Annotated in this window: 13 protein-coding genes and 1 pseudogene; 5 read left to right on the forward strand and 9 right to left on the reverse strand. The window is 43.9% G+C overall.

Translation table 11 applies throughout. The features are described 5' to 3' along the window. Positions 1 to 511 (forward strand): annotated as a pseudogene (locus A3729_RS33275) (hypothetical protein); the annotation flags it as partial. Between the two features lie 9 nt (positions 512 to 520). On the opposite strand, the gene A3729_RS20240 reads toward A3729_RS33275, so the two are convergent. After that, on the reverse strand, positions 521 to 3,697 hold the full coding sequence (locus tag A3729_RS20240; RefSeq protein ID WP_068510469.1) for an efflux RND transporter permease subunit: 3,177 nt from the start codon (positions 3,695 to 3,697) through the stop codon (positions 521 to 523). Next, the gene (locus A3729_RS20245; RefSeq protein ID WP_082865095.1) at positions 3,697 to 4,800 is read right to left on the reverse strand and encodes an efflux RND transporter periplasmic adaptor subunit; all 1,104 of its coding nucleotides are present in this window, start codon (positions 4,798 to 4,800) and stop codon (positions 3,697 to 3,699) included. The genes A3729_RS20240 and A3729_RS20245 overlap by 1 nt, the downstream gene beginning before the upstream one ends. A 314-nt stretch (positions 4,801 to 5,114) precedes the next feature. Between A3729_RS20245 and A3729_RS20250 the strand changes: the two genes are divergently transcribed. After that, positions 5,115 to 5,795 (forward strand): phosphoglycolate phosphatase, encoded by a 681-nt coding sequence (locus A3729_RS20250; protein ID WP_231872087.1) that lies wholly within the window; start codon positions 5,115 to 5,117, stop codon positions 5,793 to 5,795. Positions 5,796 to 5,836: 41 nt separating this feature from the next. On the opposite strand, the gene A3729_RS20255 is transcribed toward A3729_RS20250, so the two are convergent. The 6 genes from A3729_RS20255 to A3729_RS20280 all read right to left on the reverse strand — a co-directional run bounded on the left by A3729_RS20255 (position 5,837) and on the right by A3729_RS20280 (position 10,603). Further along, the gene (locus A3729_RS20255) at positions 5,837 to 6,109 is read right to left on the reverse strand and encodes a DUF6160 family protein (protein WP_068553332.1); all 273 of its coding nucleotides are present in this window, start codon (positions 6,107 to 6,109) and stop codon (positions 5,837 to 5,839) included. Continuing rightward, complete coding sequence (locus A3729_RS20260; protein ID WP_082865159.1) at positions 6,106 to 6,747, reverse strand: glutathione S-transferase family protein; 642 nt, start codon at positions 6,745 to 6,747, stop codon at positions 6,106 to 6,108. The genes A3729_RS20255 and A3729_RS20260 overlap by 4 nt, the downstream gene beginning before the upstream one ends. 48 nt (positions 6,748 to 6,795) lie before the next feature. Further along, positions 6,796 to 7,830, reverse strand: coding sequence for an AraC family transcriptional regulator (locus A3729_RS20265; protein WP_068510461.1), 1,035 nt, complete (start codon positions 7,828 to 7,830; stop codon positions 6,796 to 6,798). A 106-nt stretch (positions 7,831 to 7,936) separates the two neighbouring features. Next, complete coding sequence (locus A3729_RS20270) at positions 7,937 to 8,620, reverse strand: DNA-3-methyladenine glycosylase I (RefSeq protein WP_068510459.1); 684 nt, start codon at positions 8,618 to 8,620, stop codon at positions 7,937 to 7,939. A gap of 2 nt (positions 8,621 to 8,622) precedes the next feature. Next, the gene (locus tag A3729_RS20275) at positions 8,623 to 10,071 is read right to left on the reverse strand and encodes an HD domain-containing phosphohydrolase (protein ID WP_068510457.1); all 1,449 of its coding nucleotides are present in this window, start codon (positions 10,069 to 10,071) and stop codon (positions 8,623 to 8,625) included. A 133-nt stretch (positions 10,072 to 10,204) separates the two neighbouring features. Then, positions 10,205 to 10,603: a GFA family protein gene (locus A3729_RS20280; protein WP_068510490.1), complete on the reverse strand. Its 399-nt coding sequence runs from the start codon at positions 10,601 to 10,603 to the stop codon at positions 10,205 to 10,207. Between the two features lie 269 nt (positions 10,604 to 10,872). Between A3729_RS20280 and A3729_RS20285 the strand changes: the two genes are divergently transcribed. Both A3729_RS20285 and A3729_RS34375 read left to right on the forward strand, forming a co-directional pair. Further along, positions 10,873 to 11,268 (forward strand): DUF4124 domain-containing protein, encoded by a 396-nt coding sequence (locus A3729_RS20285; RefSeq protein WP_255376404.1) that lies wholly within the window; start codon positions 10,873 to 10,875, stop codon positions 11,266 to 11,268. Next, complete coding sequence (locus tag A3729_RS34375) at positions 11,262 to 12,167, forward strand: peptidoglycan DD-metalloendopeptidase family protein (RefSeq protein WP_082880363.1); 906 nt, start codon at positions 11,262 to 11,264, stop codon at positions 12,165 to 12,167. Before A3729_RS20285 ends, A3729_RS34375 begins: the two co-directional genes overlap by 7 nt. Before the next feature lie 5 nt (positions 12,168 to 12,172). Here the strand turns inward: A3729_RS34375 and A3729_RS20295 are convergent, their stop codons facing one another. After that, positions 12,173 to 12,628, reverse strand: coding sequence for a hypothetical protein (locus A3729_RS20295; RefSeq protein WP_068510452.1), 456 nt, complete (start codon positions 12,626 to 12,628; stop codon positions 12,173 to 12,175). A 293-nt stretch (positions 12,629 to 12,921) separates the two neighbouring features. On the opposite strand from A3729_RS20295, the gene A3729_RS20300 reads away from it, so the two are divergent. Further along, entirely contained in the window at positions 12,922 to 13,446 is a 525-nt protein-coding gene (locus A3729_RS20300) for a hypothetical protein (RefSeq protein ID WP_068510450.1), read from the forward strand. The last annotated feature ends 9 nt before the right edge of the window (positions 13,447 to 13,455 follow it).

Here is a 13,455-nt window from a genome sequence, read left to right on the forward strand (position 1 = left end):
CTTAAAGCGTGCTCAAAGCTATGCCGCTCTAGGCCAATCTAGCTATGCCATTGATGATTATCGCTATAGCATGCGTTTACTACCAACAAGTATTGCTGCCCTACAATTAGGAGAGCTATACAGCGAGTCTCAGAATCAGGAACAAGCACTTAAGTACTATGCACAAGCAGCCCAGGCGCAAGGCGATATAGGTCAACAGGCAAAACTAAAACTGGCCCTAATCGAAATTAAGCAAACACCGGAAAAATACTTAAAGGCCAAGCATGTTCAAGACCCTAAAGGGCCTTTATTGGTGACAATAGAAAACCATAGTCCACTGAACATTGGCGCTCTACAGTTGCGCACGCAGCTAATTGACGCAAATGGAAAAGTAATTAAGATTGAAGAATGGTCAATTAACGAAACGATTCCGGCGCAAAAACGCAGCCCCTACTATCCTGCCAAAGTTGTTTATCACTTAAAAACAGGCGAAAAGGTTAAAACCAGCATTAGCTCGGTGACACTTGAATAGAAACACCAATTAGGAACCGTTTTGTTTGCTTGATATCCATTGGCGAGTATTAGCACCAAGTACCAGTAAAGCCGGTGTTAGAAACAAGGTGAGGACTGTGGCAAACGCCAATCCACCAGCAATGGCACTAGATAACTGAGTCCACCACTGTGTAGAAGGTGCACCAAAAGCTACGTCGCGATTGATAAAGTCGATATTCATCGATAAGACCATCGGTATCAAACCAAGAACAGTGGTTCCTGCAGTCAATAACACGGGTCGCATACGAATCTCACCCGTCATCAAAGCCGCCTGATAAGGGCTAACTCCATTGTTGATATACGAGTTATAGGTATCAATCAATACAATATTATTGTTCACAACGATACCTGCCAAGGCAATGATACCCAAGCCGACCATCACGATACCGAAAGGCTGAGCTGTGATCAGCAGGCCCAGTAAAACCCCCGCGGTTGAAAAGACAATCGCACTCAATACTAAAATACTCTGATAAAAGCTGTTGAACTGTATGACGAGAATCAAAAGCATTAGAAAGATTGCCGTCATAAAAGCCGTACCGAGGAATTCTGCTGTTTCCTTCTGATCCTGTTCTTCCCCTTTTACGGCGATGCGTACATCTGGCTTAAATTCTGACAGATCGAACTCAGCTTGCAGAGCTTGTAGGCGCTCGCTAGGTAGCAGTCCTTCAAGAACATCTGACTGAATCGTAATAGCCCGTTTACCGTCAACCCGTTTTATCGTGCCATTCTTCGGCGCAGGATTCAGCGACACAAAGTTACTAATGGGCACCATGCCTTTTGAGGTTTGGATTCTGAAATTATCAAACTGATTGAGGTTTCTGAACTGTTCAGGGAAGCGAATACTAATATCGACTTCCTCTATCGTATCGTCCGGTCTAAAGTCGGCAACGCGATAGCCGTTCGTAATCATTTGAATGGCGCTACCGATCAAAGCGATATCGGCACCAAAACGTGCTGCGGCCTCTCTATCTACATCTAGTCGCCATTCGATACCCGGTAGCGCTCGATCATCCTCAATATCTTTAAAACCTTCGAGGGCTTCCATCTTTGAGAGGATAAGCTCAACCGCTTGCTCAGTGTGCTCAGGGTAGATTGCACTAACCTGCAACTTGATCGGTTTACCGCCAGAAGGGCCATTCTCTGCTTTGCGAAACTCCAACTTTACACCTGAAATATCAGCGGTCATCGCCTCCATTTCTGTGAGAATTTCTGACGCTACACGCCGCTTATCCCAATCAACAAATTGAAACTGAATTGAACCGATCACATCCTCGGCCATTGCATTCTGAGCTTGATTGAAAGAACGGGCATAAATTGATTCAAGCTCGTTTTTGCCTTCAATCAGACTTAAAAACCGACGTTCAACCTGTTTTAACAAGGCATCTTTTTCATGTATCGATAAGTCACCTCTAGCGTGAATAAGAACCTGCGCGCTATCCGGTTCGACATCTGGAAAGAACTCTACACCCTTTCCGAAAGCCCCATAGGCGACATAACTGAAGACTATGACGCCCAGTGCACCGATAAATGTTAAGCCCGGTCTCTTCAGCAAGGCACTCAAGCTTGAAACATAGGCCCGTTTCATCACACCGGCTTCTTCATTCAATGAGCTTATTGTATGCGGATGACCTCCATCACGTTCATACTCGTCTACTAACTTCCCTTTAGCCTTAGTTTGCCCTCCTAACCATGAGCCTAAAACGGGCAAAAATACCAGAGCCATAACAAGCGATGCCATCAAACAAATCATCACCGTAATGGGTAAGAACTTCATGAATTCGCCGACAACACCCGGCCAAGCAATCAAGGGAAGAAAAACAGCCAGCGTTGTCGCGGTCGATGCGATGATCGGCCATGACATCCGCTTTGATGCACTTGCGTAAGCTTTCGCTGCCGACATCCCTTTACTTTGATTTCGTGAGGCTAACTCGGCAACAACAATGGCTCCATCTACCAACATCCCGACAACCAGAATCAAGCTAAACAGCACCACAATATTCAAGGTCAAACCCATCATATTAATAATCATAATACTGCTAAGGAAGGATGCTGGAATAGCTATGCCCACCAAGAATGAAGAACGTAAGCCCAAAGCTCCAACAATGACGATCATGACCATAATAATCGCGCTCGACACGTTGTTTTGCAGATCTTGGAGCATATCTCTGATTTCGCCCGACTTGTCGAGAATAAACGTTTCCTTGACCGCAGCAGGCCAAAATTGACGTTTTTCTTTAACAATAGCCTTAACGCTTTCAATCACTTCGATAATGTTTGAACCGACACGCTTTTTAACTTCTAAAGACAAAGCAGACTCCCCGTTTACACGAGCAAACCCTGTCGGGTCTTTAAAGGAGCGCCTTACCGTCGCAACATCCCTAAAACTCACCACCCTATCACCAACCACTTTGATCGGCAGGGCCATAATATCTTCCAGATCCTCAATAACACCCGGCACTTTAATGACATGACGACCATAACCACTATCTATGGCGCCAGCAGCAACCAACTGGTTATTACGATTAACAATGCTCAACACGGTCTCAAAGTTTATCTGGTATGTTTCCAGTACCAGCGGGTCAACAATAATTTCCAATACTTCATCGCGCTCGCCGCCAATATCGACTTCCAGCACCCCAGGAAGCGCCTCCAAGTCATCTCTTAGATCTCTCACAATAGCCAATAACTGCCGCTCAGGAATAGGGCCTGCCAAGCTCATGCTGAAAACTGGAAACAGAGCGACGTTTACTTCATTAACTTCAGGTTCATCACTACTCGCAGGTAGCTTTGATTTGGCACGGTCAACCTTTTCACGGACGTCATCCAAGGCCGTATCACTGTCAAAACCGGCATCAAATTCAAGCGTCACCGATGCATGCCCTTCGGAGGCAACGGAGCTCATCTCTTTGACACCCTCTATCGACTTAAGCTCTTTCTCCATTGGCCGAATAAGTAGGCGCTCGGCATCTTCAGGTGAAATACCCTCATGCGACATCGATACGTAAACAATAGGAATGGCAATATCCGGCTCAGACTCTTTTGGGATACTCTGATAAGCAAAAATCCCGGATATTAGTAAAAATACCAAGACCAACAGCACAGCACGGCGACGCTCTATCGCCCAGTCGATTGGCGTTTTTGGTGCCGTACCAAAGTACTCTTTCATTAAGAATCTACTCCTGACGCCTTATCTTCTGCCGAAACTCGAACAGGGCTGACCTTTTCACCAACCGAAACAAAACCTTGCCCGACGGTAATAAGCTCAAGCACCTCGGGTAAACCGCCTAGCCAAACACCATCATTCTCGCTGCGTAAGAGTTCAACCGGATATGCTTTTACCCGCCCCTCAACATCGAGTCCTTTAATTTGCAGTTCACCCTGACTATCAAGGCTTAATAATGAAGGAGAAAGTTTGTGGGCTTTTTGCTGGCCAAGCAAAATACTAACGCGAGCGCTTTGGCCAAAGCGTTTTACTTGAGACGAATTCTGCGCCAAGGCCTCTATTCTGAAAGCGCGTGTCGCCAAATCAGCAATGCTCGATATATAAGTGATCTTGCCCTTTAGCTCAGTACCATTGAGTAACTTTGCCTCAACCACTTGCCCCAAAGCTAATTTGGCAACGTGCTGCTGAGGAACATCAGCACTAATGATAAGCGCCTGATCGTCGACAATTGTTGCCAACACAGTGCCTGGAGCAACGTAGTCACCCTGCTCAACGTGTAAGTCATTTAAAACACCCGCAAAAGGGCTAAGTATATGGGTGTGTTCGATTTCCAGCTCAACCTCTTTAACCGCGGCTTCAGCCGCCATTACATTCGCCTGATTTTGTTGCAGCTGATTTTCGGATAAGAGATTCTTTTCCTTCAGACTTAAGCTTGATTTCAACTCGGCCCTTGCAACCTTAAGATCCGCTTTAGCCCTTGCCAAGCGAGCCTGCCTATCATTCATCGCCAAATTGAGCACACGTTGACCGGCTGTCATTCGATCACCTTTCTTGGCGATCAATTTAGCAATAGCTCCTTCGGTCTCAGCACGAATATCAACATTTCTATCGGCATCTATTTCACCTTGCAAGTCGATACGCTGTGTGAGCTCCTGTGCCTTAAACTGCTTTACGGTCACGCGGAACAAACCTTCATCGCGCTGAGATGATTCCGCAATAACGTCCTGTCCTTGGTGCTCGGCATCATCTTTAAAATTCCCCGATAGAATCCACAGGGTAGCGACTATTGCCATAACAATAGAAAAAACTAAAGAGCGGTTCATCATGCCTCACTTAAAAGCTAATCAATCAATAAAGGATGGCCATTTAAAACGTCAGTAAACTAAGGCCTTGAGTTAATATCGATAGCATACACTAGAAGGGAAGAAAATTTTATGACCAATAGTCACAAAAAGTAAAATATATTGAACTCATATTCAAATAGCCTGTTTTTAAACACCACTAAAGCTTCCTTTAACAATTAAATTTGCTCCTTAATCCCAATAGCATGCAAAGACACGACAGGATTCGAGCTGCCATGTAGAATAATCGATAAGATCATCAGAAAATATTCTGAAAACTAACAGTAATAGGATTACATGTGACACTTATTGAAAAGGTTTGTAGCAAACAGGCTCGGCTCATAATGTTTGATCTGGATGGCACCCTCATTGATTCGGTACCCGACTTAGCCTTTGCTGTCGACTGTATGCTGGTCGACCTACAACGAGAGAAAGCAGGACAAGATAAGGTTCGACACTGGGTGGGCAACGGTGCTGCAATGTTGGTAAAGCGGGCTCTAAGCAATAAGATGATACCCAAGAAAGTAGATGGAGAGCTATTCCAACAAGCCTATCAAAGCTTTTTAGATCACTACCAAGACGTCAGTGGCCGACAAAGTAAACTTTACCCACACGTCAGTAAGACCTTAAAACAACTAAGAGAGCACTACCCTTACCTGGCAGTAATTACGAACAAACCAGAGCAATTCACTCCGGCACTCCTAAAGGCTCATGACTTACCTGAATTTGACTTGATACTTTGTGGTGACTCTTTACCAGAGAAAAAGCCTCACCCGGCTCCGCTTCTGCACTGCATGAATACTTTGGGGTGTCATGTCAGCGAGTCAATCATGGTGGGCGACTCGCTGAGTGATATTAAGGCCGCTAAAGCGGCTGGCGTAGCTGTTATCTGTGTTGAATATGGCTACCACCAAGGAGAAGATCTTTCCAGTTATCAGCCGGAGGCCTTGATCAGCAGCTTTGATGAGCTAGTGAAGTAACTAAAGAAAGAAGAGTGAAAGTTCTGCAGTTCATACTTACGTCATTTATCATCAGACAAAACATACACGATTCTAGGAGGCTCGGGTATATTATAATCTTGCTGCTTACGCGATTTGCCATTACCTGAGTCACCAAACTTGTAGAGAATTTGACCTATCGACAACTTGTACTCAATATCGATGGTAATCCCGGCCTGGCCTTTTTGTTCTTCTAGTGATTGGTCATCCAGTTCTTTTAGCTCTGCAGAACTAAAAGAACTCAGCGCAAGCAAGCTTAAAGCTAATAGCTGATATCTCAATTTAAAGCACATCATTCAGCACTCACTTTAACAAGTGCCTGCTGACATGCTTCGCGCTCATACAAGGCATCTTTATAGGCTTTCATACCGGGCAATAACTCAAACTTAAAGCTTTCCGCCCAAGCTAGGGTATGCGCTAAAGCAATATCAACCATGCTAAAAGCATCGCCTAAGGCAAAAGTCGGAGACTCACCGATCAGCTTCGTCAGTGCCTTTTGTGCCTTTTCGAACTCCCAAAAAGTAGTCGGCAGTACATCAGCGACACGGTGTTCTTTAGGAATGGCAAAACGATGCTTGCCGTTGGTCCACAAAGGCTGCTCCAAGTCGGACAAGATAAAGAACATCAGTTGGTCATAATGACCACGAAGTACCGGATCCGAAGCAGGTGGACATAAGTTCTTATCAGATACAGCGCCAAGATAATTAACAATCGCAGCACTTTCAGTTAATACCAAGGGGCCACCAGAAACAGAACCGTCAGCAAGCGTCGGCACCTTACCTTGAACATTCATGGAACGATAATCTTCACTGTTCGTGCCTTTCTCGCCCGCGCTGCCAAATTCTACCGAGATATATTCGTAATCAAGACCAGCCTCTTCAGCCGCCCAAACACAACGAAAAGAACGTGATGTACCCTTGCCATATAACTTCATCAGTTAACCCTCTATTTTAGTTTCAATGGGGTCAGACTCGATTGATTTTCAATCGAGTCTGACCCCATTGAAACTCTTTGCTCGAAACTTTGCAGGAGACTCGCCCGTCCATCGTTTAAAGGCCCGGCTAAAAGCACTCAATTCAGAAAACCCTAACAAAAATGCAACTTCACTAATAGAAACCTTGTTTTCCTTCAAATAACGCTCAGCTTCTCGCTGCCGAACTTCCTCAACCAAAGACTGAAAGGATACCTGCTCTTTTTTCAGTTTTCGATAAAGCGTATGACGGCTCATATTGAGAGCCTTTGCAGCACGCTCAACGTCCAGTTCTGCATCTTCGGCCAAGTGACGCCGAATAAAACGCCTGACTTTATCTTTGATATCAGAGCTTGAAGCAACCTTGCGAAGCAGCTTTTCAGCATAAGAGGTTAAAACACTAAGCAAATAAGGGTTGCCATGCTTCACTTTCAAATCAAGCGCCGATTTCTTAAACACAATACCAGTCTGCTCTTGAGAGAACTTAAGCTCGCCCTTACAGACTTCCTGATACTTAGCTATATATTCAGGCTGGGCATGCTGAAAGTTAAAGCACTGAACCTTGATTCTCCGACCTGTTAAATAATCACATCGTGCCAGGGCCGTTACCACCATACGCTCCATTTCGGAAATGCAATAACAGTCAGGTGACAAGCTTTTAAATTCTAGGGTTGCCCACTCATCGCCTTCTTTAAGGGTTAGACAAGCGGCCTCATTCACAATACTGAAAAAGCGCGCATACACCTGGAGCACATCACGAAGCGTCTCACACTGAAAGGATGCCTGAGCGACAACACTGAAGCGAGCCGGGTCAATTTCTTCACCTACATAAAGACCAATTTCAGCCTGCTGAGTATAATCCTTGGCGATATCCCAAATCTTGTTTAATTTAGAAATAGGAATACGAGCATCAAGGTTTTCAATATCTTTCCGACTAATACCTGATTGCTGCGCTAACTCTTGCTCTGACATTCCCCTATCAAGTAAGACATGATAGACATCAGAAATTGTACTAATACTGATGCTTGGAGAGGGTGAGGATGCCATGTTTAGCCTTTTTTGTTCTTATCATCTAGCTTCGTTGATCTACTTCACTGCTTTATTGGCCTAGTCTACGCAATACTAAGCCGATAGTTCAATAGTAAAGGAAGGCTTAACGCTCATAAATATCACCGTATGACAAACCTAAAAGCTGGCTAATTTTATTCAGGGAATAAGCTGTTTCTGCCTGCCATTGATCAATCGTTTCTTGTAACAAAGCCCAAGCTTTCTTTGAATTCGGCATCTTGTTAATGCTACCAGCTTGCGCTAGAGCTCCAACAACATCAGCTGAAAGAACCAAGGTATCTACACCTAGTCGCCGTAGAGCTATCTGACCAACCCGTCCACCCAAACGATTTCCACGCGCTTTTAGCAACTGAATATTATCTGTGAAATCTTCAGCTTTCCAGGATGCAAAAAACTCACCTAGAGAACGGTGCTCTTCTATAAGATCTAGTAAGAACATCGCATTTTCTCGAATTGAACTAACCTTTGCCCAATGCTTAACAATCTTGCCGCCTTTCATTTTCTCTTCTAACGCCTCATCAGACAATGACGCGCAATATCGCAAATTGAAGTTAGCGAAGGCTTCTTCAAAGGCGGGCCATTTATTGTCAATGACACTCCAGTTAAACCCTGTCTGAAAGACTATCTTTGAGAAGGCAGATAGCCAACGGTCATCAGATATCGCTAAAATTTCATCTGAGGATAAGGGGGAGTTAAGCGTGGCATTAACTTGCATTGCCCCGCCGTGACGAGCATAGGCTCTTTCTTCAATTTCCGTAAAAGACATCATCGCTAATGGTCATCCTTATATTCTGCTGCAATCTCCGTAAACTCGCCCTCACACGATATGAAAGCAGCCACCACTCTGGGGTCGAAGTGGCTCCCTTCACCATCAAGGATAATTGACTTAGCTTTGTCATGATCAAAAGCTGGCTTGTATACACGTTTACTAATCAAAGCATCGTAGACATCTGCCAAAGCCATTAAACGCGCAGACAGTGGAATAGCATCACCCTTTAAGCCTTGAGGATATCCGCTACCATCCCATTTTTCATGATGAGAGGCGGCAATCTCTCGTGCATAACGCAAGAAAGAATTGCTTCCCAAGCGGGCTTCGGCAACCGCTAAAGAGTCTGCCCCCAATTGCGCATGCGTTTTCATGATCATGAACTCTTCATCTGTTAGCTTGCCTGGCTTGAGCAAGATACTATCTGGAATACCTACTTTACCCACATCATGCAAAGGTGCCGACTTATATAAAAGATCCACCGTCTCAGCATCCAGATAGTCTTTGAAGTCGGGATGTGCACTCAAATGTTCCGCTAGCACACGGACGTAATGCTGAGTTCTCAGAATATGGCCACCGGTTTCATTGTCCCGGGTTTCTGCAAGCGAAGCTAGCGCTAGCACAGACACATCTCGAGTCAATTGAAGTTCGTCCCTATGCTGCTGCAAACTGGCAATCATCGCATTGGTACCCTCAGCCATACGCCCAAACTCATCATGACTGACTACCGGCACTCGCTGTTCCAGGTCACCATTCATCACCTCAAACAAGGTATGATTCTGGTAATAAAGGTACATATTCAAGTTTGTCACATAGGAATATATGATCCGAATACTATATACCAAGAGGACAGCAGCGACGAAGGCTACCTCTTTGAGAATGCTAATGCGCGCATCATTTATATCCAAATAACGGCTACTATCGACCAACCAACTTAGGTCTTTATTAATAACCAAAAAGAATACCGTCGAGATACTGAATACCAATACAATTGCCGCCGCCGAGAACTTCTTACCAAAGGAAAGAAAGTTCTCCCTTAACTGCAATGCCATCGACTGCTTAATGAGATATTGAGCAATATCTTTCTCTCTACCTAAAGATAAATCCAGCGCCACAAACGCGCCGAGTATTAAGGTGCCCATCACAACCTTTAATAAACTATCTAAAGGGGCGCCATGAAACACTAAATTGTGAATATTCAGAGCGATACCGGCGCCTATAAATAAGCTCAGATCTAGAAAGAATTGGAAAGACACCTGACGGTCAAGTGGTTTGCGATCTATCCAGGAAATACTAAACAAACGAATAGCTAGAGCAACGAGTATGGGGAAAACCAGGGTAGTTGCCGTTATCGATTCCAATAAGGGGCAGACTTGGCCGCCATATAGCATAAAAGCAATGGCTGCTAGCAAATAATGTGCGGCCACTCGTCTCTCAACTTTCACATGCCTCATAGTTTATTTCCCTGGATAAGCAGACCGAGCCACTGATGTAATTCGCGGCTATATTATTGTGACAAATTCTATCGCTAGAAGTTTAGTGGATATATAACAAAGTACTTTCCCATATATACGAAGCTCCCAACATTTAGACTTTGTGCTGCTCATAGCGTGGACGCTCGGCTTTGGCGTCAAACCACTCTGACTTGGACTCACAGAAGATCTCATATTGCGGCCCAGGGAACTCCCCTTCAGTGATAGTTCCAAGCCTTAGTCTTATTGTTTCGGGCATATCGGTTCTTTGACTATATAAAGGACTTCCGCAGTTGCTACAGAATACGCGCTTTTTATTAGGGCTCGACATGAAAGTCTTCAAATGATCAGCGCCACTCGTAATGGTGAAGTATTGACTCTCTATAGGTGCGTTAGTAACAAATGGCGTTCCTTGAGCCTTTTTACACTGATGGCAGTGGCACATCGCAACCTCTTGGATATCAGCATCATATTGATACTGCACCTCTTCGCAAAGACAAGTTCCTTTTATCATGTATCTCTCCGGCATTTTTATCCTAATGAAACAACATAACCTGTAGACCTCTGTAGCTCAAGCATTTCTATAATGAGAAGTATTCACTCTAGCTAACACAAGTACCTTCGGCCTAAATCGCTTATCAATTCCTTTAGCATAAACCGCTACTTTTGTTAGAATAGCTCCCTTATCAGGGACTATAAAAGTTAGTATGAAAAAAGCATACTAGACAAGGGAGTATTTAAGTGCAGACCAAACTACTATTTTTTATCACGCTCTGTGTACTGGTGTTACCAAATGTGAGTGCTGAGGTTTTTCGCTGGACTGACGCCAATGGGCAAGTTCATTTCAGTGATCACGCTCGAGCGCCTTCTGCTGCAAAAGAAGTCGAGATCGACACAAGCAAAATGAATATAACCAGTGAACTCAGCTCACCCGAGCAGCTTCAACGCCAGGCAGAAGATCTGGACGCATTACGCCAGCAAAAACTCGAACAATGGCAGAGTAAACGAAAGGATCAACCTACAAAGGACGATTGGTGTAATTGGGCACGATCTTATTTACAGACGATTGTAGGTCGTGTTGTTTTTCTCGATGACAATAATCAAGCTGTCAAAGTCTCTGAAAAAGAGCGTAAAGAACGGGCCCAGAAACTGGCAAAAGAGATAGAAAAACGATGCTAAAGATAAGCTTCGTTGCGCTGACGCTAGCATTGATCTTTGCGTTCTCGGCTCAAAACGTATACGCCCAAATATACAAATATCAAGGTAGTGATGGTAAGTGGCACTATAGCGATAAAAAACCTGCTTCCAAACAAACAAAAGTTGAGAGTATCAATTACCAAAGCAAAACTAAGAAAACACTTAAACCTCATCTCGTGCTTTCACACAGTGACAATGGAACTGACTTTATTGTTCACAACCCCTATTTTGCACCAATTCAAATATTCTTAAGTGTTGGCACGCATAAACTAAGCAAGCTTATTCCAGAAAATTCACAAGAAGCAGTATATCAAAGCCAAACCCGCATTTTTTCTGGCGAACATCGTTTCTTCTATGTGATCGGCTCCCCTGACAGTCGTCATACACAAAGCCACTACTTACCACCATTCAAAAACTTTAAACCAATGAAAGTCACGCAAAGCTTCAAGGGCCGCTTTAGCCACAATTCGCAACCAAGCCTATATGCAATCGATATTGGTATGACAGTAGGAACCCAGATTAGCGCAGCGCGCGGTGGAGTCGTTATTTCGACAAAAGATGACTATGCCTCAGCTGGCGTTTCAAGCCCTTTTTTTATTGATAAAGCGAATGTCGTAAGAGTTCTTCACGATGATGGAACTTATGCGGTGTATGCACATTTACTCTTGGGCAGTATACGAGTGAAAGCTGGGGATAAAGTTAAGGCAGGTCAAATCTTGGCGCTCTCAGGGAACACGGGTTACTCCACAGGCCCACACCTACATTTTGTTATACGTAAAAATGACAAGGGGCGGAGCAAGTCTCTACCTTTCAAACTAATGCAAAAAGGAAGCCCACTTAAACCTGAGCAGGGCATGTGGTTGCTTCCAACTGGGCATTAAAATATTTACTTGATTCCTAGCTTACTTAGGTCGCTGAGCTCTCGAGTTGCCATTTCTTCATTTAAGCGAGTAATCGTATATTTTGCTTGTTCTTGCTTCGCTTCTTCTTCCTTGTCTTTGAAGTAGACTTTAATTTCAAAACTATCCTGGGACTGAATAAGCGCCTCGGCTCTCACTAACTCGGTGTCTAGGCCTGGATACAAATCCAGCTTGCGCTTAACAATCTTTTTTATCTCGCCCTCTAAGCTTTTTAATGCATCCTTACTTGGGGCTGCGCCTTTCTGTTTACGTATAAAACGCTTCATTTTCAGCGCTCTATCAGCGCGAGAAAGCAAGGACATATTCCAGGCAACAACAAGCATATCTAGACGTGACTGTAATTCACTCGCACTGCCCGCTGAATAGAGTAGATCACCACTTATATCGACCAGCATTTGTGAAGTATTTTCTTGTTCCGACATAAGGCCTCTTATTGAAGGTAAGTAATATTCTTAAACTGCTTGCAGTATATCCCAGGCACCCAATGAGTGCATTAACTCTCAACAACACTACCTATATTGAACCGCAAGCCCGGCGATAAGCTGTCAATAGCGTTCACTAGTTGTTTTTGGCAAACTGGTCTCAAAATTAAACTATACGACAGTTAAAGATAACGTTAATATAAGTGCTATAAATACTGCTACTAGGGAAGCATTTCTTAAGGGAGCTCTTAAAGGAACTAAGGTAAGAATCATAGCATTTTCTGCCACAACGAATGACGTGGCTAAACTTTATCTTTAGTGAGCTGACTGTGATTATCACCATTATCCATACCCTTGAAGCGCTAGTTGTATTATTAATCGGCATCAAGTTTCTAAAGATTAGATCTTTATACAAAGAGGCTTACAGTCACAACTCTCTAGCAGCAACCAGTACCCCTGATTCCGTCCAGCAAACTAAGCACTCAAGAACAGTTGCCGCGCCAGGCAAGGCATCCAAGCCAAAGTCTTTTCTAAAAACGCTTCCCGAACCTGAAGTATTATTTTCAGTAGAAAATGAAAGCCTAAGTTCGAATGAAGCAACGAAACCTATCGCCAAAAAAGATTTACTAAATGATTATATCGATGACTTCTTTTTTGATGCGCCGTTACAAGAAAAGCCCGTAAATAAAGACGCTATTGTTCATAGCCATGTAAAAGATTCATCTAACGATGATGAGTTTATTACGATACAGGAAGAAAATGCTCAGGTAGTTAGAGCTATGGAATCATTGAAGAAGGAAATTGGACTAACAGTTTAAACCTACAGG

This window comes from Oleiphilus sp. HI0043, from assembly GCF_001634935.1.